Annotated in this window: 21 protein-coding genes and 1 tRNA gene; 15 read left to right on the top strand and 7 right to left on the bottom strand. The window is 71.7% G+C overall.

The window, feature by feature from the left end; translation table 11 throughout:
• The first annotated feature begins 2 nt into the window (after positions 1–2).
• The 3 genes from ACWGQ1_RS04510 to ACWGQ1_RS04500 all read left to right on the top strand — a co-directional run bounded on the left by ACWGQ1_RS04510 (position 3) and on the right by ACWGQ1_RS04500 (position 1853).
• Positions 3–653, top strand: coding sequence for a GntR family transcriptional regulator (locus tag ACWGQ1_RS04510; protein WP_168387292.1), 651 nt, complete (start codon positions 3–5; stop codon positions 651–653).
• A gap of 94 nt (positions 654–747) precedes the next feature.
• Positions 748–993, top strand: coding sequence for a hypothetical protein (locus tag ACWGQ1_RS04505; protein WP_136045792.1), 246 nt, complete (start codon positions 748–750; stop codon positions 991–993).
• Entirely contained in the window at positions 990–1853 is an 864-nt protein-coding gene (locus ACWGQ1_RS04500) for a hypothetical protein (RefSeq protein WP_136028974.1), read from the top strand. The genes ACWGQ1_RS04505 and ACWGQ1_RS04500 overlap by 4 nt, the downstream gene beginning before the upstream one ends.
• 8 nt (positions 1854–1861) lie before the next feature.
• Here the strand turns inward: ACWGQ1_RS04500 and ACWGQ1_RS04495 are convergent, their stop codons facing one another.
• Entirely contained in the window at positions 1862–2701 is an 840-nt protein-coding gene (locus ACWGQ1_RS04495) for an SDR family NAD(P)-dependent oxidoreductase (protein ID WP_247982792.1), read from the bottom strand.
• A gap of 133 nt (positions 2702–2834) precedes the next feature.
• Here ACWGQ1_RS04495 and ACWGQ1_RS04490 point away from each other — a divergent pair, with 133 nt between their 5' ends.
• Together ACWGQ1_RS04490 and ACWGQ1_RS04485 are read left to right on the top strand one after the other, a co-directional pair.
• Positions 2835–3419: an asparagine synthase gene (locus ACWGQ1_RS04490; RefSeq protein WP_136028978.1), complete on the top strand. Its 585-nt coding sequence runs from the start codon at positions 2835–2837 to the stop codon at positions 3417–3419.
• A gap of 64 nt (positions 3420–3483) precedes the next feature.
• A tRNA-Arg gene (locus ACWGQ1_RS04485) sits at positions 3484–3556 on the top strand.
• 71 nt (positions 3557–3627) lie between these two features.
• Here ACWGQ1_RS04485 and ACWGQ1_RS04480 read toward each other — a convergent pair.
• Positions 3628–4572, bottom strand: a complete 945-nt coding sequence (locus tag ACWGQ1_RS04480; RefSeq protein ID WP_372490570.1) for a LysR family transcriptional regulator — start codon at positions 4570–4572, stop codon at positions 3628–3630.
• Positions 4573–4643: 71 nt separating this feature from the next.
• Between ACWGQ1_RS04480 and ACWGQ1_RS04475 the strand changes: the two genes are divergently transcribed.
• Complete coding sequence (locus ACWGQ1_RS04475; protein ID WP_452312442.1) at positions 4644–6374, top strand: FAD-dependent oxidoreductase; 1731 nt, start codon at positions 4644–4646, stop codon at positions 6372–6374.
• 63 nt (positions 6375–6437) lie between these two features.
• Here the strand turns inward: ACWGQ1_RS04475 and ACWGQ1_RS04470 are convergent, their stop codons facing one another.
• The gene (locus ACWGQ1_RS04470; RefSeq protein WP_136045091.1) at positions 6438–6797 is read right to left on the bottom strand and encodes a hypothetical protein; all 360 of its coding nucleotides are present in this window, start codon (positions 6795–6797) and stop codon (positions 6438–6440) included.
• 148 nt (positions 6798–6945) lie between these two features.
• On the opposite strand from ACWGQ1_RS04470, the gene ACWGQ1_RS04465 reads away from it, so the two are divergent.
• The 5 genes from ACWGQ1_RS04465 (at position 6946) to ACWGQ1_RS04445 (ending at position 11521) form a co-directional block, all read left to right on the top strand.
• Positions 6946–8442, top strand: coding sequence for an L-serine ammonia-lyase, iron-sulfur-dependent, subunit alpha (locus ACWGQ1_RS04465; protein WP_452312441.1), 1497 nt, complete (start codon positions 6946–6948; stop codon positions 8440–8442).
• 108 nt (positions 8443–8550) lie between these two features.
• Positions 8551–9306 (top strand): AAA family ATPase, encoded by a 756-nt coding sequence (locus ACWGQ1_RS04460; protein ID WP_452312440.1) that lies wholly within the window; start codon positions 8551–8553, stop codon positions 9304–9306.
• Between the two features lie 49 nt (positions 9307–9355).
• Positions 9356–9952, top strand: coding sequence for a TetR/AcrR family transcriptional regulator (locus tag ACWGQ1_RS04455; protein ID WP_136028991.1), 597 nt, complete (start codon positions 9356–9358; stop codon positions 9950–9952).
• Between the two features lie 55 nt (positions 9953–10007).
• Positions 10008–10790, top strand: a complete 783-nt coding sequence (locus tag ACWGQ1_RS04450) for an ATP-binding cassette domain-containing protein (protein WP_452312439.1) — start codon at positions 10008–10010, stop codon at positions 10788–10790.
• Positions 10787–11521: an ABC transporter permease gene (locus tag ACWGQ1_RS04445; protein ID WP_247982797.1), complete on the top strand. Its 735-nt coding sequence runs from the start codon at positions 10787–10789 to the stop codon at positions 11519–11521. The genes ACWGQ1_RS04450 and ACWGQ1_RS04445 overlap by 4 nt, the downstream gene beginning before the upstream one ends.
• A gap of 15 nt (positions 11522–11536) precedes the next feature.
• Here the strand turns inward: ACWGQ1_RS04445 and hrpB are convergent, their stop codons facing one another.
• The 3 genes from hrpB to ACWGQ1_RS04430 all read right to left on the bottom strand — a co-directional run bounded on the left by hrpB (position 11537) and on the right by ACWGQ1_RS04430 (position 16550).
• Positions 11537–14086 carry an ATP-dependent helicase HrpB gene (hrpB, locus tag ACWGQ1_RS04440; RefSeq protein ID WP_452312438.1) on the bottom strand — a complete coding sequence of 850 codons (2550 nt, stop codon included), beginning with the start codon at positions 14084–14086 and terminating at the stop codon, positions 11537–11539.
• A 234-nt stretch (positions 14087–14320) separates the two neighbouring features.
• A complete protein-coding gene (locus tag ACWGQ1_RS04435) occupies positions 14321–15931 on the bottom strand; it encodes a flotillin family protein (protein ID WP_206251771.1) in 1611 nt (536 codons plus the stop codon).
• Between the two features lie 190 nt (positions 15932–16121).
• Positions 16122–16550 (bottom strand): MarR family winged helix-turn-helix transcriptional regulator, encoded by a 429-nt coding sequence (locus ACWGQ1_RS04430; protein WP_136031703.1) that lies wholly within the window; start codon positions 16548–16550, stop codon positions 16122–16124.
• A 325-nt stretch (positions 16551–16875) separates the two neighbouring features.
• On the opposite strand from ACWGQ1_RS04430, the gene ACWGQ1_RS04425 reads away from it, so the two are divergent.
• Positions 16876–17277, top strand: a complete 402-nt coding sequence (locus tag ACWGQ1_RS04425; RefSeq protein ID WP_206251770.1) for an arsenate reductase ArsC — start codon at positions 16876–16878, stop codon at positions 17275–17277.
• Between the two features lie 154 nt (positions 17278–17431).
• Positions 17432–18082, top strand: a complete 651-nt coding sequence (locus ACWGQ1_RS04420) for a GntR family transcriptional regulator (RefSeq protein WP_452312437.1) — start codon at positions 17432–17434, stop codon at positions 18080–18082.
• Positions 18083–18148: 66 nt separating this feature from the next.
• On the opposite strand, the gene aspS is transcribed toward ACWGQ1_RS04420, so the two are convergent.
• Positions 18149–19450, bottom strand: a complete 1302-nt coding sequence (gene aspS, locus ACWGQ1_RS04415) for an aspartate--tRNA(Asn) ligase (protein ID WP_452312436.1) — start codon at positions 19448–19450, stop codon at positions 18149–18151.
• A gap of 357 nt (positions 19451–19807) precedes the next feature.
• Between aspS and ACWGQ1_RS04410 the strand changes: the two genes are divergently transcribed.
• Positions 19808–20821: a TerC family protein gene (locus ACWGQ1_RS04410; RefSeq protein ID WP_136036781.1), complete on the top strand. Its 1014-nt coding sequence runs from the start codon at positions 19808–19810 to the stop codon at positions 20819–20821.
• A gap of 94 nt (positions 20822–20915) precedes the next feature.
• Positions 20916–22205 (top strand): CNNM domain-containing protein, encoded by a 1290-nt coding sequence (locus ACWGQ1_RS04405; RefSeq protein WP_452312435.1) that lies wholly within the window; start codon positions 20916–20918, stop codon positions 22203–22205.
• Positions 22206–22308 lie beyond the last annotated feature (103 nt).

Below are 22308 nucleotides of genomic sequence, written 5' to 3'. Positions count from 1 at the left end.
CTATGGGGGCGGGCGGCGAGCTCGAGTCGGTCAGGGTCACGAGGATCCTGCGCGACGACATCGTGCTGGGCCGGCGACCCCCCGGCGCCCGGCTCGTGGAACGCGACATCGCGGCCGAGCTGCACGTCTCGCGGCTTCCCGTCCGCGAGGCCATCCGTACCCTGGTCGCGGAGGGCGTCGTGACCGCTCGACCGCGTTCGTGGGCGGTGGTGCGGGAGTTCACGCACGACGACATCCGCGCGTTCGCCGAGGTGCGAGAGGCCATCGAGACCCTCATCTTCGTGTTCGCGGCGGAGCGTCACGACGAGGTCGGCCTCGCCCGGCTGCGTCACACGTATGAGCGGGAGGCGGCGGCGGCCCGAGACGGTGACGCGGAGACCGCGCGCCGCACGGCCGCCGAGTTCCACGAGGTCGCCGTGGACCTGGCCGGGAACGAGATGCTCGGCGAGCTCATCGCGGTGTTCCTCACCCGGCTGCGCTGGCTGTTCGGGCAGCACGACGACCTGGTCGCGATGGCCGAGGAGCACCGGGTGATCCTGGAAGCTGTCGCCGCGCGCGACGTCGAACGGCTGCGCACGCTTCTGCCCGCGCACCTGGCCAGCGGGCAGGCGGCCGCCGAGCGGCGGCTGTTCCGCGCCGACGTCGCACTCTGATCCGTCGCGCGACCGGCCCACGAAGCGCGGGACCGCGGCTGTATATTGGTGCGGTCGGAACCGGTCCGGTCACTGTCGCTGTCTGGGGAGCGGGATGCGCCGTCTTGCTGTCGTCATCGGGGGCCTGCTGCTGCTGGGCGGTGCCGCGCTCGTGGTCGTCGCCGATCAGGAGCGCGCCGCCTCCGTCGCCGCGGTGAAGGCGGAGATCGCGCGCGTCGAGGAGGCGCTGAAGGCGTCGCGCGGAGACAACCTGGAGCTGGCCGCGCAGCTCACGGCCCTGCGCGCCCAGATCGCGGAGCAGGATGCGAAGATCGCCGACACCACGGGGTTCCTGAAGTGATCCGGCGCGTGCTCGCGGTCACCCTGTCTGCCGCCGTGCTGCTCGCCGTCGGCGTGCTCGCCCGCGCCGACGCACTGGAGCACGAGCGGCTCGACGCGATCGCCGAACTGCGCGCCCTCACCGGGCAGTACCGCGATGCCACCCAGCGCACCGACTATCTGGCCGCCTCGATCGAAGGCGCCGAGCAGACGACGTCCGATCGGGCAGCGGTGCTGGAGGTGCGCCCGGCGTTCCTCACCGAGCTCGCGGCGCTGAACACCGCCCTGCAGGGCGCCGACGGCAAGGTCGACACGGCCACGCATCGCGCTTCGGCGCTGTCGGTGCAGCAGACCGTGCTCGCCGAAGACGACGACCCCGCCACGGTGGTCGCGGCCACGGCCACGATCCATGCGATCACGGCCAAGATCGGCACCGAGGTCGCGTCGTGGCAGGCCGCGCAGAACCCGGGCCCGGGCGGCCCCGCCTGGAGCACGAGCGGGCCGGACGGCTACGCGCGCGTGCGCGCCGCCCTCGACCGCGTGGGCGGTGGCGGCGTGGGGCTGTACGAGTCGTCGTCGTGCGCCGGCGGCAACGCCCCCGCGTGCGCGAACAGCAACGGGTACATCAAGTACCGGGCCGACATCGCGGGCTGGAGCACCGGCCGCCTGAACTGGGCGATGGCGCACGAGCTGGCGCACATCTATCAGTTCCGCGTGTGGGGCGCCCTCACCTCGTCGGGCTCCTACGGGGCGCTGTTCGGCAACGACCCGGAGTTCCTCGCCAACTGCATGGCCGTGGTGCGCGGCTTCCCCGGATCGGTCGGCTGCAACGGGGAACAGCAGGCCTGGGCGTCGGGCATCTGGGTGGGCGCGGTGCGCTGAGGCTCCGCTCAGTCGACCGGGGTCCTGGTGTCGATCGCGGCACGCAGCGGCCGGCGCAGGGCCCGCCAGTAGGCGGTCGGGGCGAGCCGCACGAGCGCGTCGATCAGTCGTGCCTCCCGTCCGACCATCGTGCGGGCGGCTCGGCGCTCGGTGGCGCGGACGATGCGCGCAGCCGCGTCGGCGGGATCGGTGTGGTACATCGCGGCCTGCGCGGCGGCGGCGCGGGCGGCGACCGCGGGGTCGATCGCGGCGGCGTACCGCCCGTGCAGGATGATGCCGGTGCGCACGCCCGCCGGGTAGACCGCGCCGACCGAGACGGTCGTGCCCTCGAGCTCGTGGCGCAGCGCCTCGGAGAAGCCGCGGACGGCGAACTTGCTCAGCGCGTACGGGATGCGGCCGGCGGGAGCGGCCAGGGCGTACACGCTCGCCAGGTGCGTGATGTGGGCGGCCGGCGCGGCACGGAGCGACGGCAGCAGGGCCTTGGTGATCGACACGGTGCCCCAGAGGTTCACGTCGGTCAGCCAGCGCATCTCCTCCATGGTCAGCTGGTCGAGGTCGCCGAGCATGGACGAGCCGGCGCACGTGATCAGGGCGGTGATCCGCGGATGCACGGCGGTGATCTGCGCGGCGGTCGCGAAGACCGCGTCGTCGTCGCGGAGGTCGACCACGTGCGTCGTCACGGTGGTGCCGGCCAGCTCGGTCGCGAGGGCGTCGAGCGCGGCACGGTCGTGGTCGAGGAGGGCCAGGTGCACGCCGCGGGGAGCGAGCAGCCTCGCGATCTCGGCCCCCATGCCGTTCGCGGCGCCTGTGATGACGGTGGTGCTGCCGACCAGGTCGAGATGCTTCATCGCCGCCTCCCTGCGCGTGCGATCCGGGCGGTCGCCGACCGATGTCGGACGCCTGCGAGATGCTGGATGCTGAACCATTCTGGCCGAGACCGGGCCGCATCGATACCGGTACGCTCGTGGAGAGGAGGTGCCGGTGGGACGGACTGCGGATGCCATCGCCGAAGGCGTCGCGATCGCGACGGCCGCCGCGCGCCTCGCCGTGAAGAACCACATCCTCATCGGCACCATCGCAGAGGGCGGCGTGTTCGATCTCGACCGCTACGTCGACGACGCGCGCGAGGCCCTGCGCGCGATGGCCGAGGAGTCGGAGGAGGCGGCGGCCACCGTCACGGCGCTGCGCAAGCGGGCCAGGGGGCGGCACTCCGATCCGGTCGGCACGCACGACTACCGCGACCGCGATGTGCGCAACCTCCGTCGCCGCGCGAAGCAGTCGACCGGGGTGGCCCAGCGGCTGCGGGAGATGATGGACGACCGGCAGCAGCTCGAGGCGATCGTCGAGGAGGCGAGGGCCGCGGCATGGGCCGACGTCCGCCACAACCTCGACCGGCGGCTGCGCGTGGAGGGCATGCGACCGGAGCAGGACCCCGACTACGCGCGGATGCGCGAGGCCCGGATGCAGGCGCTGCGCCTGGTGGACCTGCAGGCCCTGTCGTCGGCGCAGCGGGCGAAGGAGAAGCGCCGCAAGAAGCAGGAGAAGGCGGCAGCGAAGGGCGACTGACCCCTCGTTTCGCTTTCGTCTCGCGACTGTTGTAGGCTGTTCTACGGCCCGCTGAGCGGGCTGGGCGCCCGTAGCTCAATGGATAGAGCATCTGACTACGGATCAGAAGGTTAGGGGTTCGAGTCCCTTCGGGCGCACACTGTGTTGAGACAGTGACGTAACGGCCTCCGCTTCGGCGGGGGCCGTTTCTGCATCCCGGGCGGATGTCTCAGTCCGTGTCGAGCAGGCTCGTGATCGCGGGGTCGCGGCGGGCGACGTCGGACGCCGTGGTCAGGATGACCTGCCGCATGGCGGCGACCGCGACGGCGGGGCTGACGTCGGACCGGTGGGCCAGGCTGACGGTGCGGGTCATGGCGGGGTGGGCGAGCCGCACGGACCGCAGCGTCGGCCGGTCGAACAGGACCATCGCGGGCACCACGGCGACGCCGAGCCCTCGTTCGACGAAGCGCAGCACGGAGTCCATCTCGCCGCCCTCCAGCACCAGGTTCGGGGTGAGGTCGGCGGCGCGGAAGGCGGCATCGGTCGTGGCCCGCAGCTCGTAGCTCTCGTCGAAGGCGATGAGCGGGAGGGTCGCCAGGTGGCTGAGCGGGATCGCGGGGGTGCGGGCGACCGGCGGGCGGGCGGCCGAGGAGACCACGACCAGTTCCTCCGCGAGCAACGGTGTGCGGGTGAGGCTGACCCCGGCCGGCGGCGGACCGTCGGACTGGGTGATGAGGGCCATGTCGACGGCGCCGACCGCGAGCTGCTCGACCAGGAGGCGGGAGCCGCCCTCGATCAGGTGCAGGTCGACCTCGGGGTAGGAGTCGTGGAACGAGCTGAGGGCTTCGGCGACGAGGCTGATGCACAGCGTGGGCGGTGCCCCGAGCCGCACACGGCCGCGCCGGAGCCCCGCGAGTTCGCCCATCTCGTCGCGGATGGCGTCGGCTTCGGCGAGCATGCGCTGGGCGCGGGGGAGCAGTGTCTCCCCGGCCGCCGTCAGCGCGATGTGGCCACGGGCGCGGTGGAACAGCTCGGCGCCGAGCTCGCGTTCGAGCGTGGAGATCTGTCGGCTCAGCGAGGGCTGGGCCAGGTGCAGGTGCTCGGAGGCGCGGGTGAAGTGTCCGAGGCGGGCGACTTCGACGAACCCGCGGAGTTGCTCGAGGTTCATGGCCATAGCCTACCCGTATGGTTTCCACTCGAACTATGCATTGGAGTTATTAGGTTGTCCTAACTAGCGTCGAGACCATGACTGCACCCGAACGACAGATCTCCACCACGGTCCTCGTGATCGGCACCGGCGGCTCCGGCCTGCGGGCGGCGATCGAGGTCGCCGAACACGGCGTCGACGTGCTCGCCGTGGGCAAACGCCCCCGTCAGGACGCCCACACCTCCCTCGCGGCGGGCGGCATCAACGCGGCCCTCGGCACGATGGACGCCGACGACAGCTGGCAGCAGCACGCCGCCGACACCATCAGGGAGAGCTACCTCCTGGCCAACCCGCACACCGTCGAGGTGGTGACGCGCGGCGCCGAGCGCGGCATCCGCGACCTCGAGCGCTGGGGCATGGACTTCGCCCGCGAGGACGACGGTCGCATCTCCCAGCGGTTCTTCGGCGCGCACACCTACCGTCGCACCGCGTTCTCGGGCGACTACACGGGGCTCGAGATCCAGCGCACCCTGGTCCGCAGGGCCGAGCAGCTCGACGTCCCGATCCTGGACAACGTCTACATCACCCGCCTGCTCGTGCGCGACAACGTCGTGTTCGGCGCGTACGGCTTCGACCAGGCCGACGGCACCCGCTATCTCATCCACGCCGACGCCGTGATCCTCGCGGCCGGAGGTCACAACCGCATCTGGCGGCGCACCTCCTCCCGACGCGACGAGAACACGGGCGACTCCTTCCGGCTCGCCGTCGACGCGGGCGCGCGACTGCGCGATCCCGAGCTCGTGCAGTTCCACCCCTCCGGCATCATCGAGCCGGAGAACGCGGCAGGGACGCTCATCTCCGAGGCGGCGCGCGGCGAGGGCGGCATCCTGCGCAACGCGCTCGGCGAGCGATTCATGGAGCGCTACGACCCCGAGCGGAAGGAGCTCTCCACGCGCGACCGCGTCGCGCTCGCCGCGTACACCGAGATCCAGGAGGGGCGCGGCACCGAGAACGGCGGCGTGTGGCTCGACGTGTCGCACCTGCCGCGCGAGACGATCATGACCCGGCTGCCGCGCGTCTACCAGACGATGATGGAGCTGCAGATGCTCGACATCACGACCGACCCGATCGAGATCGCCCCCACCGCGCACTATTCGATGGGCGGCGTCTGGGTGCGGTCCGAGGATCACGGCACCGATGTCGAGGGCCTCTACGCGATCGGCGAGGCGTCGAGCGGGCTGCACGGTGCGAACCGGCTGGGCGGCAACTCGCTGATCGAGCTGCTCGTGTACGGGCGGATCGTCGGTCAGGCGGCGATGGCGCACGCCGCGGGGCTCGACGCCCAGCGGCGGTCGGCGGAGGCGGTCGCGGCGGCCCGCGCCGAGATCGACGACCTGCTCGCGGCCGAGGGGCGCGAGAACGTGCGCGCCCTGCAGCGCGCGATCCGCAACCTCATGACCGAATATGCCGGCGTGGTGCGCTCGGAGGAGGGGCTGCGGGCCGGGCTCGCCGACCTCGACCTGATCGAGGGGCGCATGGAGGACATCGGCATCCACCCGGACATCGCCGGGTTCCAAGACCTCGCCCACGCGTTCGATCTGAAGGCCTCCGCCCTCGCCGCCCGTGCCACGCTGGAGGCGGCGCGGGAACGGCGCGAGACGCGTGGCTGCCACAACCGCAGCGACTACCCCGACACCGATCCGACGCTGCAGGTCAACCTGGTGTGGTCGCCCGCGACCGGCGTCACCCGCGAGGAGATCCCGGCCATCCCCGCCGAGATCGCCGAGCTGATGCGCGACGTCGACACCGCCGGGAAGCTCGTGGAGTAACCCGCCGTCCCGGGGCTCCTCCCGTTGTTCGTCAGAGCGATCCAGGGAGGAGCGACGGGGGCGTCACTGCCCCGAGGGGTCGTTCTCGCCGACCTGGGGCTGTCCGATCACGCCGATGCCGACCGCCTCGTGGTCGGGTTCGGGGTCGCCCTTCCGCTCCGGTGCCTTCGGCTCCTGGCCCGGGGCCTTCTCGGTGCTCGGCTCTTCGAGCTCCTCCGTGCTCGGCACCTCGGACGGGTCGGCGTCCTCCGGCGACTCGGCCTCCGGCGGAGTGCTCGCCTCGCCCTCGTCCGCGTCGGCGGTGGGGGCGTGCGTGGTCTGGCCCTCCGACGCCGGGGTCGGGGTGGGCGTCTGCGCCTCGGCCGAGAGCTCGTCCGTGGACTCCGGCTCGGGGGCTTCGGGTTCGGGAGTGCTGGTGGTCATGATCGTCCCTTCCTGCGCTGTCGTGCCTCCAGCGTGCCCCGCCGAGCGGCCGAGCTGAAGGGGCTTGACGGGCGGGCGGCCGGGGCCCCGACGCGCTCGGGTTAACCACGATGAACCGAGATGCCGGAACCCGGCGTAGCCTGGAGGGGTGACTGCGTACGTCTCGGCCTTCGACCTGTTCTCCATCGGAGTGGGGCCGTCGAGCTCGCACACCGTCGGCCCCATGCGCGCGGCCCTCGACTTCGCGCAGCGGCTCACGGCGTCGGGCGAGCTGGGCCGCGTCGCCCGCGTCGGCTGCACGCTGTACGGCTCCCTGGGCGCGACCGGCATCGGCCACGGCACCCCCGACGCGGTGGTCGCCGGGCTCCGCGGCCTCCGCCCCGAGACGTGCGACCCGGCCGCCGTGCGGGCCGCGTGGCAGGAGTTCCCCGACGGCGCCGCCCTGCGCCTCGGCGGGGTCCACGACGTGGCGTTCGCGAAGGACGACATCGTGTTCGCGCCGCGCACGCGTCTGCCCGGTCACCCCAACGCCATGACCCTGACCGCCACCGCCGCGGACGGCGCCGTGGTGGCCGAGGACACCTACTACTCCATCGGCGGCGGGTTCATCCGGCGCGACGGCGAAGCGGCGAAGATCTCGACGGGCGCGTTCCCCTACCCGTACGCCGATGCCGCGTCGCTCCTGGCGCTGTGCGACGAGGAGGGCCTGTCGATCGCGGAGGTCGCGCGCCGCAACGAGATGGCGCTGCGCAGCGAAGCGGAGGTGGCGGCCGGGCTCGACGCCATCTGGGATGCGATGTCGGGGTGCGTCGATGCGGGGCTGCACGCCGACGGTGTGCTGCCGGGGATCCTCAAGGTCAAGCGACGGGCGGGCACGATCCGCGGCCAGCTCGAGGCGGTCGAGGCCGAGGGGCACCGCGAGCTCCCGGGCGAGTGGCTCGGGGCGTTCGCGCTCGCGGTGAACGAGGAGAACGCGGCGGGCGGCCGCGTCGTGACGGCACCGACGAACGGCGCCGCGGGGATCCTTCCGGCCGTGGCGATGTACTGGTGGCGGTTCCTGGCGGACTCCGGCCTCGGCGCCGGCAACGCCGTCACCCCGTACGGCGAGCTCGTCGGCAGCGCGCTGCTGGGATTCGAGGGCACGCCGCCGCCGACCACCGCGGCCGAGGAACGCGAAGACCCGGCGGTCGCCGAGGCCAACCGCCGCCGCGGCATCCGTCGCTTCCTGCTCACCGCGACCGCGCTCGGCTCGCTGTTCAAGGCCAATGCCTCCATCTCCGGCGCGGAGGGCGGGTGCCAGGCCGAGGTCGGCTCCGCGTGCGCGATGGCCGCCGGCGGGCTCACGGCCGTGATGGGCGGCACGAACCGGCAGATCGAGAACGCGGCCGAGATCGCCATGGAGCACCACCTCGGCCTCACGTGCGACCCGATCGGCGGGCTGGTGCAGATCCCGTGCATCGAACGGAACGCGATCGCCGCCTCGACCGCGGTGACCGCGGCCCGTCTCGCCCTGCGCGGTGACGGCAGCCACTACGTGTCGCTCGATGCCGTGGTCGAGACCATGCGGCAGACGGGGGCGGACATGTCGACCAAGTACAAGGAGACGAGCGAGGGCGGTCTCGCGGTCAACGTCATCGAGTGCTGAGCGGGCGGGTGTCGGAGCCGACGGATAGCCTCGGAGCGGACGTCGACGCGCGGCCTGTCGGACCCGGCGGATACCCTCGTGGCGGGGCCGGAGAGCGGGAGGGTGCGGATGGACTCGTTCTGGGAGCCGACGTCCACACGGCGAAGGCAGCAGCCGGTCGTCTCGGTCCGGGCGTCCTCGGATGCCCCGCCCATCGATGGCCGCTGGCCCACGAGCATTCCCGCGGTGGCGCAAGTGCTGCGGGAGGGCATCGACCTCGACCCCGGTGTGACCTTCCTCGTCGGTGAGAACGGCAGCGGCAAGTCCACCCTGGTGGAGGGCATCGCGATCGCGTACGGCCTGTCGCCCGAGGGCGGCTCGCGGCAGGCGCGACACCGCACCAGGGCGACCGAGTCCGAGCTGTCGAGCTGGTTGCGGCTGCAGCGCGGTATCGGCGCCGATCGCTGGGGCTTCTTCCTCCGCGCCGAGACGATGCACTCCTTCTACACCTACCTGGAGGAGAACCCGTCGACGAGCGGCGCCGAGGTGTCGTTCCACGAGATGAGTCACGGCGAGTCGTTCCTGGCCGTGCTCGAGAGCCGGTTCGACGATCCCGGGTTCTACTGCCTGGACGAGCCGGAGGCCGCGCTGTCGTTCACGTCGACGCTGTCGCTGATGGCCGTGCTGCGGCGCATCGCCGACGAGGGAGGCCAGGTGCTGTGCGCGACGCACTCCCCGGTCCTCGCCGCTCTTCCGGGAGCGAGGATCCTGGAGGTGGGGGAGTGGGGTCTGCGCCCGGCGGCCTGGGAAGACCTGGAGCTCGTGCGGCACTGGCGCTCGTTCCTCGGCGAGCCCGGCCGGTACCTGCGACACCTGCTGGACTAAGCCGCGTCCGGCGGGAGGCCGCCGTCGTGCGGGTCGTAGGCTGGCGGGCATGACCGAGCACACCGCACCCCGCCGACGCGGTCGCCCGCGCGGGGGGACGGACTCGCGCGAGCGCATCCTGGCGGCCGCGGTCGACGAGTTCGGCGAGCAGGGGTACGACGGCTCGACGGTCCGCTCGATCGCGGGGCGCGCCGGGGTGGACTCGGCACTCGTGCACCACTACTTCGGCACCAAGGCCGACCTCTTCGCGGAGGCGGTCGGGATACCGCTGCGACCCGACATCGACGTGCCCGGCATCGTCGCGGGGCCGCGGGACGAGGTGGGCGAGCGGCTGGTGCGCTATGTGCTGGAGGCGTTCGAGCGCCCCGAGGTGCGGCGCCGCGGGGTCATGCTGATCCGCACGGCGCTCGGCAGCCGCGTCACCTCGCCGCTGCTCGCGGGCTTCCTGGCGCGCGAGCTGATCGGGCGCATCGCGAAGCTGCTGGCCGTTCCCGACGCGGAGCTGCGCGCGACGCTGGTGGCCTCGCAGATCGCGGGACTGATCGTGACGCGCTACGTGCTGGCGCTCGGGCCCCTCGCGGCGGCGGACATCGGCGACCTCGTGCACCGCGTCGGTCCCACGGTGCAGCGGTACCTGTTCGACTGAGACCGCGGCTCCTCGCCGTTGACCGTGGGGGCACGGCGGGCGCATAATTCATCGCATGATGAATAACGTGGCGGTCGCGATCGCGCAGCTCCGGGTGCGACGGGGAAACGTGCGGGTGTTCGACGGCGTCGACCTCACCATCCCGCGCGGACAGGTCACCGGACTGCTGGGTCCCTCCGGCTGCGGCAAGACCACCCTCATGCGCTCGATCGTGGGGGTCCAGCGCGTCGAGTCGGGCGACGTGACCGTGCTGGGCGAGCCCGGCGGATCGCGACAGCTCCGGAACCGGGTGGCCTACGGCACCCAGGGCGCGGCGGTGTACGGCGACCTCACGGTGCGGCAGAACCTCGTCTACGTCGCCGCGCTGCTCGGGGCTCCCCGGGGCGATGTGGAGCGCGTGATCGACGAGGTCGGGTTGCGGGGCCAGGCGGGACAGCTGGTCGAGTCGCTCAGCGGCGGGCAGTCCACGCGGGTCTCCCTCGCGATGGCCCTCGTCGGCGCGCCGGAGCTGATCGTGCTGGACGAGCCGACCGTCGGCCTCGACCCCGTGCTGCGCGCCGAGTTGTGGACCCTGTTCCGCGGCCTGGCCGACCGCGGCGTGACCCTGATCGTCTCCAGCCACGTGATGGACGAGGCGCTGCGCTGCGATCGGCTGCTGCTGATGCGCGACGGGCGGATCATCGCCGACACGACGCCCGCGTCGCTGCTGGCCGACACGGGCGCCGCGGATCCGGAGGCGGCCTTCCTCACGCTGATCGAACGGGACCGTGCGGCAGAGCACATCACGCGCCGATCCCGACGCGGTGCCCGGGAGCACGGAGAGGAGCAGGGGGAATGAACGGCCGCCGCATGTTCGCGACCGCGGCCCGCGTGCTGACGCAGCTGCGGCACGACCCCCGCTCGATCGCGCTGATGCTCGTCGCCCCCAGCCTGCTGGTCGGGCTGTTCGCCTGGCTGTTCGCGGAGCAGGAGGGCGTGTTCGACCAGTTCGGCGGGGCGATCCTGGCACTGTTCCCGTTCATCGTGATGTTCCTCATCACCTCGATCACCACGCTGCGTGAGCGCCGCTCCGGCACCCTCGAACGGCTCATGACCACCCCGCTCGGCAAGGCCGACTTCATCCTCGGGTATGCCCTGGCCTTCGGGCTCATGGCACTGCTGCAGGCGGTGATCACGGTGTCGTTCGCGGTGGGGGTGTGCGGGCTCGACGTGGAGGGCGAGCTGTGGCAGCTGGGCCTGGTCGCGGTGGTCGACGCCCTGCTCGGCACCGCGCTCGGGCTGCTCGCGAGTGCGTTCGCGCAGACGGAGTTCCAGGCGGTGCAGTTCATGCCGGTGCTGGTGTTCCCGCAGATCATCCTCGGCGGGCTGTTCATGCCGCGCGACCAGATGCCCGATGTTCTGCACGCGATCTCGGACTGGCTGCCGCTCAGCTACGCGATCGACACGATCAATGCGGTCGCCGCGGGCGACGGCGGGTGGGACGTGTACCGCCCGCTGCTCGTGGTGGTCGCGTTCTGCGTCGGAGCGCTCGTGCTCGCGTCGCTCACGCTGCGGCGTCGCACGGCCTGACCAGGCGGCCTCCGCTCAGTGCGGCGTGCGGTTCTTCGTGTGGCGGGTGGGGGCGGCCGACCATGGGTCCTCCGGCCAGGGGTGCTTGGGGTAGCGTCCGCGCATCTCGGCGCGCACCTGCGCGTACGGCCCCGACCAGAACGACGCGAGATCGTCGGTGACCGCGAGCGGACGCCCGGCGGGGGACAGCAGGTGGAACAGCACGGGCACGCGGTCGTCGACGAGTCGGGGAGTCTCGGCCCAGCCGAAGCACTCCTGCAGCTTCACAGCCACGACGGGGCGCGCGGACGCGTCGTCCGCGTCGGGATAGCCGATCCGCACGCGCGAGCCGCTGGGCACCTCGAGCCGCTCGGGGACGAGGGCATCGAGGCGCGACGCCTCGGGCCAGGGGAGCAGCCGGCGCAACGGCGAGGCCAGGTCGATCCGTGCCGCGGGTGTGCCGGCGGCGAGGGCGTCGAGCTCGGGCCCGAGCCACGCGTCGAGGGTCGCGAGCAGGCCGGCATCCGACACATCGGGCCACGGGTCGCCGAGCTCGCGCCGCACCAGCGACAGACGACGACGCAGGGTGTCGGCCGCCTCCGACCACGCGAACACGCCGAGCCCGTCGCGTTGCAGCGCCCGGCGAACGGCATCTCTGCCCTCGTCGGCGGAGGCACGCACCGGCACCGAAGCTCGCAGGATCGCGCCGATGCGGCGCTCGCGCCTGGCCTGCACGCGTCCGTTCGTGAACGCGGCCTCGACCCGGTCGGTCATCAGGTGCTGTGCGGCCCGCTCCATCTGCGCCTCGGACAGCGCCGCGGCGGCACGGATGATCGCTCCCGACCCTGCCGCCGCACGCCCCGCGGCGCGCGTGACGTCGGCGACCGCGATCCACTCCGACGCCGCGAGCGGTCCGCGCATCCCCGCCCTGGTGCCGGACGCGAGCAGGAACGTCGCCCCGTCCGCCGTGCGCTCGACCCGCTGCGCGATCCGCTCGGGGAAGGCGAGGGCGATCACGAGACCCGTGCCGTCGAGACCGGAGCGGAGTCCCGGCGTCGCCGGGACCAGTCGTCGGAGGCGATCCGCGTCGGTGCGCCACCGGGCGTCGGGAGTGCGTCCGCTGCGGAGAGCGACGAGCGCCTGCGCCGCGTCGGCATCGGCGATGCGCACGTCGCCGCTCAGCAGGGCGACGACATCGGCCGCCAGCGCCGCACCCACGAGCGGACTGCCGTCGCGGAGCGCGCGGGCGAGCCGCGGGTCGGTCGGGATCCGCGCCAGGTCACGGCCCTCGACGGTGGCGCGTCCTTCGTCGTCGATCGCGCCGAGCGCGCCCAGCACCGTCAGGGCGTCCGCCAGGCTGTCGGCCGGCGGTGGGTCGATCAGGCGCAGTCCCGCGCCGCCGGGAGCACCCCAGCACGCGAGCAGCAGTGCGGCATCCGTCAGATCGGCCACCGCGATCTCGGGGGCGGGGCGGGCGGGTGCCGCGGCGTAGGTGCGTTCGTCGACGCAGCGCACCACGATGCCCGGTCCCTGACGCGTGGCGCGGCCGGCGCGCTGCACGCACGAGGAGCGGGGTGCGGCGGTCGTGACGAGTCCCGTCATCCCGCGGGCGGCGTCGCGCTGCGGCTGCCGCGCCAGGCAGCTGTCCACCACCAGGCGCACCCCCGGCACGGTGAGCGACGATTCGGCGAGCGACGTCGTGACGATGATGCGCGGCGGGTCGGAGGCGCGCCTCCCGCGGATCACGGCGTCCTGCGCGGCGGCGGGGAGCTGACCGTGCAGCTCGCGCACGTCGTACGACCCGTCGGCGTCCCGGACGCGGCGGGCGATCTCCGCCACCTCGCGAGCTCCCGGTGCGAAGACCAGCACGTCGGCGGTCGAATCGTCGCGGGTCAGGTCGCGCGCGGCGGAGACGGTGGTGCGGGCGACGTGATCCAGGAACCCCCACGTCACCCCGCGCTCGTCGAGCCGCGGGCCGGGGCTCGGCGCCCACCGCTCGGTGAGCGGAAAGGCGGGCACCGCGTGCTCGACGACGGCAGCCGGACGCTCGTCTGTGCCGATGACGCCGGCGATGCGGGCGGCGTCGAGGGTCGCGGACATCGCGACGAGCGTCAGGTCGTCGCGCAGCTGCCGCACCTCCGACAGCAGTCCGATCAGCAGGTCGGTCTCGAGAGCTCGCTCGTGCACCTCGTCGATGATCACGGCGTCAACGCCGTCGAGGCCCGGGTCGTCGAGCAGCCGCCGCAGCAGCACCCCGGCCGTGACGAACTCGACCCGGGTCGACGGTCCGACGGAGCGCTCGCCGCGCACGGTGAATCCCACGCGCTCGCCCAGGGTGGAGCCGTCGAGCTGCGCGAGTCGTCGGGCCGCTGCGCGGGCCGCCACGCGGCGGGGTTGTGTCACGATCACGCGGCCGGGAACGCGAGAGGCGAGCAGGGGCGGGACGAGTGTGGTCTTGCCGGTGCCGGGAGGAGCGCTCACCACGACCGCACTGTCGACGTCGAGGGCCGCAGCGACGTCGGGGAGGGCGGCCGCGAACGAGAGCCCAGCGCCGATCGCGGCGAGGTCGAAGGCGGCGGACGTCATCGCCCCAGTCTGCCGGTTCACGACGTGTCCCCTCCTGCGCCGCCGGCCTCCGATCGGGCCCTCAGCCCACCCGAGGCTCGGGAATCGAGGAGTCGTGTACGTCGCCGGACGCAGAAAGCGGATGCCGCGACCCGGTGGGCCGCGGCATCCGCTGTCCTGTCGCGCTTACTCCGCGGTGGCAATCGCGCTCACTTCGCGGTGGCTGTCGCGCATACTCCGCGGTGGAAATCGCGCTTATTCCGCGGCGGCTGCCGGGGGCGCGGGGGGCGGCGGCGTGGTCGGGGCGGGCGTACGCGGCGCCGACGCGGGCGCGGCGGGGGCACCCGCCTCCGCGACGCCGGCACCGATGCCGCGACCGACGGCCTGGCCCTGGATGATCCCGGCGAGGTCGAGCCCGGTCGCGGAGTGCACGCTGTCGAACACCGAGCGCAGAGCCTTCGCGCTGTCGGCGCCGACGACCTGGGAGGCCCCGTCGTCGCCGGAGCCGCCCACGATCGAGACGTTGCCGATCGCGGCGTAGCCCTTGGCGAACTCGGCCATGATCGACGGCAGCACCTCCAGCACCCGCTGCGAGAGGAAGGCGTCCTGGTTGGAGGCGATGGCCTTGGCCTCGGCCTCGACGGCGGCCGCGCGCGCCTCACCCTCGGCACGGATGGCCTCGGCCTCGGCGTTCGCGCGCAGGCGGCGGGCCTCGGCCTCGGCTTCGGCCTGTGCCCGCAGCGCATCGGCGTCACCCGTGGCCTTCGCGATGGCGGCCGCGGCCTCACCGTCGGCCCGGGCCTTGTCGGCCTGCGCCTGCTGCTCGGCGATGCGCGTGCGGGCCTCGGCCTGCTTGACCTGCTCGATCGCGGCGGCCTCGGCGGCGCGCTCACGCGTGTAGAGCTCGGCCTGCGCGCGCGTCTCGGCCTCGTAGCGCTGGGCGTCGGCCACGCGCTTCACGTCGGCGTCGAGCTGAGCCTGCTTGTTCTCCGCCTGCTGCTGCAGCACGGCCTGCTCCGCCTGCGCGCGGGCGAGCTGTTCGGCCTGCTCCGCCTCGGCACGCGCTCGTCCGATGCCGGCGTTCGCGTTGGCGGTGTTGGTGTCGAGCGCCGTCTGCTCGACGAGGTTCGCCTCCTGGTTGGCGATGTTCTTCTGGTTGATCGCGCGGTCGGCGTTGGTCTGCGAGATCTCGGCGGCCTGTCGCTTCGCCTGGATCTCCGGCGCCCCGAGCGACTGGATGTAGCCGACCTTGTCGGTGATGCCCTTGATCTGGAAGGAGTCGAGGATGAGGCCCTGCTCGGCGAGCTCCTGCGAGACGTCGGCCGCGATCTGGTCGGAGAACTTCTTCCGCTCCCGCATGAGCTCGACGACCGAGAGGGTCGCGACGATGCCGCGCAGCGCACCCTCGAGCTGCTCGGTGGTGAACTGCTCGATCGCCTTGTCCTGCGACGCGAAGCGCTCCGCGGCACGCCGCACGAGCAGCGGGTCGGAGCCGATCTTCACGATCGCGACGCCGTCGACGTTGAGGGTGACGTTGTCGAGCGACTGCGCCTCTGCATTGAGCGAGACCTGACGGGAGCGCAGGGAGATGATCTCGTGGCGCTGCGTGATCGGGTTGACGAGGGACTTGCCGTTGACGATCACCGTGACCGGCGACTCCGACAGCTCCGAGCGGCTCGTGCCGTCGGCGGCGATCACCGCGCGCTGCACCTTCTGCTTGCGGCCCGAGATGACGAGCGCCTCATCGGCCCTGGCCACCTTGATCCAGCTGCGGGCGAACAGCAGCAGGATCAGCAGCAGGATGACCGCTGCGACGACGGCGATACCGATGATGATGAGGATGCCGACGATTCCGGCGATCTCCATGGATGACCTCCCTTGGTCCCCCCGAGGGGGCGGTCTGACGGGCCCGCGCGGTGTGCCGGGACTCGGTTCCACCCTGCCAGAAACCCCGGAGGGCCCGCTCTGCGCGGGGGTGATCTCCGACACATCGGGGAGAAGATGCGGCAGAGGCGGGGTGGGGAGCAGGGCTCATGCCCCGTTCACGCGGTCGCGGTCAGCGGTTGCGGAGCTTCTCCGCGAGGTCGCGCAGCTGGCGCAGCTCGTCGTCGTCGAGCCGAGACATGCGTGACGCGATGGAGCGGCCGTGCACCGTGGCGAGGGAACGGAAGGCCCGGGCACCGGCGTCGGTCGCGCGGATCAGTGCACCGCGGCCGTCATCCGGGTCGGGGCACTTGGCGACCAGCCCGCGGGCGACCATGCGATCGACGAGGCGGGAGACGCTGGGCTGGCTGATCAGCATGTTCGCGGTGATGTCGCGCAGTCGCGCCGTCATGTCGGGGGAGCGGGTGACGGTGAGGAGCACGTCGTATTCGGCCTGCGCGAGCTCGTTGTGATCGAAGTCGGCCATCATGTCCGTGAACAGCTCGTGCTGCGCGCGGAACAGGCTCTCCCAGGCCTCCAGGGCGAGCTTGCGATCGGTCATCCTCACAGCGTAGCGGCCACAGTAAAGGGCCGGTCGGAGAGGCTCCCGACCGGCCCTTGTCCCTTGCACCAAGAGTGTCCTGCAATCACATGCGGTGGATGCCACAGCAAACATTCACCGTGCGATCACTGTATAACGACGAGGTAACGAATGCAACGGTTTGATCACGGAATCTTCGCGCGACGCGCGGGGCCGATCCGACCGAGTCGGCCGGAACCCGCCGCGGGGCGCTCGCGGCTTGCCCTTTATATCGATAGTCATCAATATGGAGTCACGCCCACCTCGCGGTCTCAACCACCCGTTGACCCATCCACCCAGGAGCGCCATGACCGCCACCACCCCCTCCGTCCTCTTCGTCTGCGTGCACAACGCAGGGCGCTCGCAGATGGCCGCGGGGTTCCTCCGCGAGCTCGCCGGTGACCGCATCGAGGTGAGGTCCGCGGGGTCGCTGCCCGCGGACCGCATCAATCCCGTCGCGGTGGAGGCCATGGCCGAGGTCGGGATCGACATCACTGCCGAGCAGCCGAAGGTGCTCACCGTGGACGCCGTCAAGGCGTCGGACGTCGTGATCACGATGGGATGCGGCGACGCGTGCCCCATCTTCCCCGGAAAGCGCTACGAGGACTGGACGCTCGAGGACCCGGCAGGGCAGGGGATCGAGGCGGTGCGGCCGATCCGCGATGACATCCGCACGCGGATCGAGACGCTCGTGGGAGAGCTGATCTGAGCCGAGCTCCGGGCTCACCGTCCGTGGGCGTGGGCGTTCCTCGCCCTTTCCCCCGAAGTGGGATATATTGCTGAAACGTAGAACTTCACTCTCCAATACTCCCCAACTGGAGGAACGCGTGACACTCTCAGGTGGTCCGCTCGAGCGTCGGTCGATGAGCGACGAGGCGTTCATGCGGCTGCAGGACGCCATCATCAGCGGAGAGCTGCCCCCGGGGGAGCGACTGCGCGACTACGAACTCGCGGAACGCCTCGGCACCTCCAAGACACCGATCCGTCATGCGCTCGACCGCCTGGCCGACAACGGGCTCGTCGAGATGCAGCGCAACCGCTACACGCGGGTTGCCCCCATCGATCTCAACCGGGTCCGCAATGCGGTCGACCTGTTCGGCGACATCTGGATCGGCTCGGTGCGTCACGTGCTGCCGGTGATCCAAGACGACGACGTGTCGTATCTGGTCGAGCTCGCGGACGACATGGCGACGGCGGTCAATTCCCGAGACGTCATCGGGTTCGGCGCCGCGCTGCGCGGTGCAGCGACCGGGTTCGCTCGCATCGAGGGCAACGCGGCGCGCGCGACGGTGATCGAGCGGCTCGGTCCTCAGATCCGCCGCTTCAGCCAGCACTCCAAAGACGTGTTCGACTGGGCGGCGGTGGGCGACGTGGTCGCCTCGATCCGTGACGCCCTCGAGGAGCGCGACGCCGTCAAGATCCGCGCCGTGCTCGTCACGCTGTTCGACGAGGTGCTGCCCTCCATCATCGACCGCGCGGAGGCCGAGGGCCTCGCCGGCACGACGGCCGAGTAGGACGAGGACACCGAACGAGGGCGGCCGCGCGGTGCGGCCGCCCTCGTCGTGTCCGGCGCTCTCGCGCTACGGCGTCAGGCGGTGCAGGTCGCGCGGGAACAGCGTGACCTCGCGGACGTTGGGCGCGTCGACGAGTCGCGCGATCCAGCGCTCCAGGCCGATCGCGAACCCGCCGTGCGGCGGCATCCCGTGCGCGAACGCCTCGAGGTAGCCGCGGTAAGCGTCGGGCGACTCGCCCCCGGCCTTGATCGCGGCGACCAGTTCGGAGTGACGGTGCCGCCGCTGCCCGCCCGTCACCAGCTCCAGCCCCCGGAAGAGCAGGTCGAAGCTGTTGCTCCAGCGCTCGTCGTCGGGTTGCGGGTGCGTGTAGAACGGACGCTTGGCCATCGGGTACCCCTCGACCGCGAGCACGTCGCTGCCGAACTCGGCCATGGCCCACTCGCCGAGCGCGCGCTCGTGCGCCGGTGCCAGGTCGGGCTCGTCGTCGGGCGCCCCCACCAGGCGCAGCGCGTCGCGGAAGTGGATGACCGGGATCTCCTCGGGGATCGTCGGCAGCGGCACCCGGAGCTGCGCCACGGCCGCGGCCGCCTCCGCGCGGATCCCGTCGAGCATTCCTCGCAGCACCTCCCCCAGGAGCGACAGCACGTCGCGGTGGTCGCGGACGAAGCCGAACTCCACATCGAGCGACACGTACTCGGCCAGGTGCCGCACGGTGTCATGGGGCTCTGCGCGGAACACCGGCCCCACCTCGTACACGCGCTCGAACACCCCGACGAGCTGCTGCTTGTAGAACTGCGGGCTCTGCGCCAGGTACGCCGGACGGCCGAAGTAGTCCACGGGGAACACGTTCGCGCCCGACTCCGTCGCGGTCGCCACGATCTTCGGCGTGTGGACCTCGGTGAAGCCGGCGGCGTCGAGCGTGCGGCGGAAGGCCCGCAGGCTCGCGGCCGCCAGTTCCCAGGTTGCCCGGCGGGCGGGGTGGCGCCACAGCACCGGCGCGTGGTCGAGCAGCGTGGGCAGCGTCGCGTCGAGGGTCGGCCGCCACAGGTCCACCACGGGGGTCGCTGCGGGCTCGGACAGCAGCTCGATCCGAGGCGAGGCGACCTCGACGCCACCGGGCGCCTGCGGGTTCGCGGATACGGTGCCCGTAACGCGGACGACGGTCTCCTCGGGCGGCAGGCCGCCGTCGGGCAGCTCGCTCGGTCGCAGCACGACCTGCGCCAGCCCGGAGCGGTCGCGCAGGATCAGGAAGGCGACGGAGGCGAGCTCGCGGCGGCGGTGCACGTGGCCGAGGAGCGTGACGCTCCGGCCCGGCGCGGTGCGGGACAGTTCGGTCGCGAGCGTGCGACCGGGGTCGGGTGATCTCATTCTTCCTCCAGGTTGTGGAAGCCCTGGAGGTGCGGGCGGGGGCTAGATCGCGGTGCCACCACACCTTCGCCGGTGAGACACCGGCCTCTCGTCGGTACGCCGGACGCGCGGGGACCGCTTGCCGTCGAGGCCGGGGGTCGTCACGCCCCGCAGTCGCCACCGCCAGTCTAGGGGACCGGGTTCTCGGCAGATCCACAGCATTCCGATATGGGCGTCTCGTACTCTGGGACCTCCAAGGGGAGTACTCCGACACGGTCTGGTCGTCATTACGGATGCATCGCATCCCGGCCCACCGGTCCCGATTCGGGATGGAGAAGACTTTGGCGCTGTTCTGCCACGCCGAATCTGGAGTATCCCTTGGACGTCACCCCTCTCATCTGGGTCATCACGATCGCGGTCACGATCGCGTTCTTCGTGTACGAGTTCTTCGCCCACGTGCGCACGCCGCACGAGCCGACCATCGGTGAATCCGCCCGCTGGTCCATCTTCTACATCAGCCTGGCGCTGCTCTTCGGCGTGGGCATCGGCATGGTCTCCGGGTGGACGTACGGCGGCGAGTACTTCGCCGGGTACCTCACCGAGAAGGCCCTGTCGATCGACAACCTCTTCGTGTTCCTGATCGTCATGACCGGGTTCGCCGTGCCGAAGATCTACCAGCAGAAGGTGCTGATGATCGGCATCGTGATCGCCCTGATCCTGCGCGGCATCTTCATCGCGGTCGGCGCGACGCTGATCGAGAACTTCTCCTGGATCTTCTACGTGTTCGGCGCGCTCCTGCTCTTCCTCGCCTACCGCCAGGCGTTCAGCAACCACGAGAGCAACCCCGCGAACGGCCGCTTCATGACCTTCGTGCGCCGTCACCTCCCCGTCAGCGAGGAGTACAACAACGACCGGCTGACCGTCGTCAAGAACGGGAAGCGCTTCGTCACCCCGATGCTGCTGACCATCATCGCGATCGGGTTCATCGACCTCGTGTTCGCCGTCGACTCGATCCCCGCGATCTACGGTCTCACCGATCAGGCGTACATCGTGTTCACCGCCAACGCGTTCGCCCTCATGGGGCTGCGCCAGCTGTACTTCCTCATCGGCGGACTGCTGGAGCGCCTGGTCTACCTGGCCCAGGGCCTCGCCGTGATCCTCGCGTTCATCGGCGTGAAGCTGGTGCTGCACGCGCTGCACGTCAACGAGGTCCCCTTCATCAACAACGGCGAGCCGATGCTGTGGGCGCCCGAGATCCCGATCTGGTTCTCGCTGCTCTTCATCGCCGCGACCATCGCCGTCGCCACCGTCGCGAGTCTGCTCAAGACCCGCAAGACCTCGTCCCTTCCCCCCACGACCGGCACCACCCCCATCGACAAGGAGCACTCTTGAGCGCGCAGCGCTGTTCTGACTCTTCGGACTCTGACAGTACGGGCGCCCGGTTCATCCCGGGCGCTCACCCCGCACCCGGAGAGGAAGCCCGCTGATGGGCGACCTGCTCCTGAACATCGCCCTCGTCCTCGTGTTCGTGCTGATCGGCGGCGTCTTCGCGGCGACCGAGATGGCGCTGGTCACGCTGCGCGAGAGCCAGATCAACGCGATCGGCCAGCGCGGGAAGCGCGGCGCCAAGGTCGCCGGGCTGGCCCGCAACCCCAACACCTTCCTCTCGGCGGTGCAGATCGGCGTGACCGTGGCGGGCTTCGCGTCTGCCGCCTACGGCGCCACCTCGATCGCTCCGTCGCTCGCGCCCCTGTTCGAGAGCTGGGGACTCGCCCCCGCCGTGGCGCTCACGGTCGCCACCCTCGTGCTCACCCTCGTGATCGCGTACCTGTCGCTCGTGCTCGGCGAGCTCGTGCCGAAGCGTCTCGCGATCCAGCGCAACGCCCAGTTCGCGTATGCCGTCGCCCCGGCCCTGAACGGCTTCGCGACCGTCATGCGACCGGTGATCTGGCTGCTGTCCGTGTCGACGAACGCCCTCGTGCGCCTGCTCGGCGGCGACCCGCACAAGACCAGCGACGAGCTCACCGACGAGGAGGTGCGCGACATCGTCGCGACGCACCAGGGGCTGCCCGACGACGAGCGCCGCATCCTCGACGACGTGCTGTCGCTGCGCGGCCGCCAGGTGAGCGAGGTCATGCGACCGCGACCCGAGGTGGTGGCGCTCGACCAGGCCGCCACCGTGGGCGCTGCCATGCAGCAGGTGCGGGAGCTGCCGTTCTCGCGCTACCCGGTGTCGGACACCTCGATCGACGACATCACCGGGTTCGTGCACGTGCGCGACCTGTTCGAGGCCGCGGCCGACGACCCGGAGCGACCGCTGGCGGCCCTCGTGCGCCAGATCCCCTACATCCCCTCGACCGCCCGGGTGCTGCCGACGCTGACCCGCATGCGCGCGGAGGGCCACCACATCGCGGTCGTCGTCGACGAGTACGGCGGCACGGACGGGCTCGTGACGCTCGAGGACCTGGTGGAGGAGGTCGTCGGCGAGATCTTCGACGAGTACGACGCCGAGGTGTTCATCTCGGCCGACGACGGGCTCGACGGACGCCTCAACCTGCAGGACTTCGAGGAGGCCACCGGGCTGGCCATGCCGCGCGGATCGTCGGACACCATCGCCGGATTCGTCACGGAACAGCTCGGACGCCTCGCGGTGGTCGGCGACACGGTCGAGGTGCCCGGCGCGACCATCCAGGTTGCGGAGGTGGATCGGCGCCGGATCGCCCGGGTGCGGGTGACGCTGCATGCCGAGCCGGAGCCCGCCGCGGAGCTTTGCTGAGCGCGGGGGGTTCAGCCAACGCCCCTCAGCCGAACACCCCCCCCTCCCCCACCCTCCCCAGGCCCCCATCCCAACCCCCAACCCCAACCCCACGTAAAAGCAA

The organism is Microbacterium sp. NPDC055599 (assembly GCF_053618975.1).
The sequence above is the reverse complement of the archived record's forward strand: the minus strand, read 5'-3'. Positions and strand labels throughout refer to the sequence as shown.

What these genes read in the sequence shown, in the direction of transcription:
- hrpB (WP_452312438.1), bottom strand. Translation starts at nt 14,086, where the DNA reads ATGACGTCCGCCGCCTTCGACCTCGCCGCGATCGGCGCTGGGCTCTCG.
- ACWGQ1_RS04495 (WP_247982792.1), bottom strand. Translation starts at nt 2,701, where the DNA reads ATGAAGCATCTCGACCTGGTCGGCAGCACCACCGTCATCACAGGCGCC.
- ACWGQ1_RS04430 (WP_136031703.1), bottom strand. Translation starts at nt 16,550, where the DNA reads ATGACCGATCGCAAGCTCGCCCTGGAGGCCTGGGAGAGCCTGTTCCGC.
- ACWGQ1_RS04505 (WP_136045792.1), top strand. Translation starts at nt 748, where the DNA reads ATGCGCCGTCTTGCTGTCGTCATCGGGGGCCTGCTGCTGCTGGGCGGT.
- ACWGQ1_RS04510 (WP_168387292.1), top strand. Translation starts at nt 3, where the DNA reads ATGGGGGCGGGCGGCGAGCTCGAGTCGGTCAGGGTCACGAGGATCCTG.
- ACWGQ1_RS04450 (WP_452312439.1), top strand. Translation starts at nt 10,008, where the DNA reads ATGATGAATAACGTGGCGGTCGCGATCGCGCAGCTCCGGGTGCGACGG.
- aspS (WP_452312436.1), bottom strand. Translation starts at nt 19,450, where the DNA reads ATGAGATCACCCGACCCCGGTCGCACGCTCGCGACCGAACTGTCCCGC.
- ACWGQ1_RS04435 (WP_206251771.1), bottom strand. Translation starts at nt 15,931, where the DNA reads ATGGAGATCGCCGGAATCGTCGGCATCCTCATCATCATCGGTATCGCC.
- ACWGQ1_RS04425 (WP_206251770.1), top strand. Translation starts at nt 16,876, where the DNA reads ATGACCGCCACCACCCCCTCCGTCCTCTTCGTCTGCGTGCACAACGCA.
- ACWGQ1_RS04445 (WP_247982797.1), top strand. Translation starts at nt 10,787, where the DNA reads ATGAACGGCCGCCGCATGTTCGCGACCGCGGCCCGCGTGCTGACGCAG.
- ACWGQ1_RS04475 (WP_452312442.1), top strand. Translation starts at nt 4,644, where the DNA reads ATGACTGCACCCGAACGACAGATCTCCACCACGGTCCTCGTGATCGGC.
- ACWGQ1_RS04460 (WP_452312440.1), top strand. Translation starts at nt 8,551, where the DNA reads ATGGACTCGTTCTGGGAGCCGACGTCCACACGGCGAAGGCAGCAGCCG.
- ACWGQ1_RS04480 (WP_372490570.1), bottom strand. Translation starts at nt 4,572, where the DNA reads ATGGCCATGAACCTCGAGCAACTCCGCGGGTTCGTCGAAGTCGCCCGC.
- ACWGQ1_RS04405 (WP_452312435.1), top strand. Translation starts at nt 20,916, where the DNA reads ATGGGCGACCTGCTCCTGAACATCGCCCTCGTCCTCGTGTTCGTGCTG.
- ACWGQ1_RS04455 (WP_136028991.1), top strand. Translation starts at nt 9,356, where the DNA reads ATGACCGAGCACACCGCACCCCGCCGACGCGGTCGCCCGCGCGGGGGG.
- ACWGQ1_RS04470 (WP_136045091.1), bottom strand. Translation starts at nt 6,797, where the DNA reads ATGACCACCAGCACTCCCGAACCCGAAGCCCCCGAGCCGGAGTCCACG.
- ACWGQ1_RS04420 (WP_452312437.1), top strand. Translation starts at nt 17,432, where the DNA reads ATGAGCGACGAGGCGTTCATGCGGCTGCAGGACGCCATCATCAGCGGA.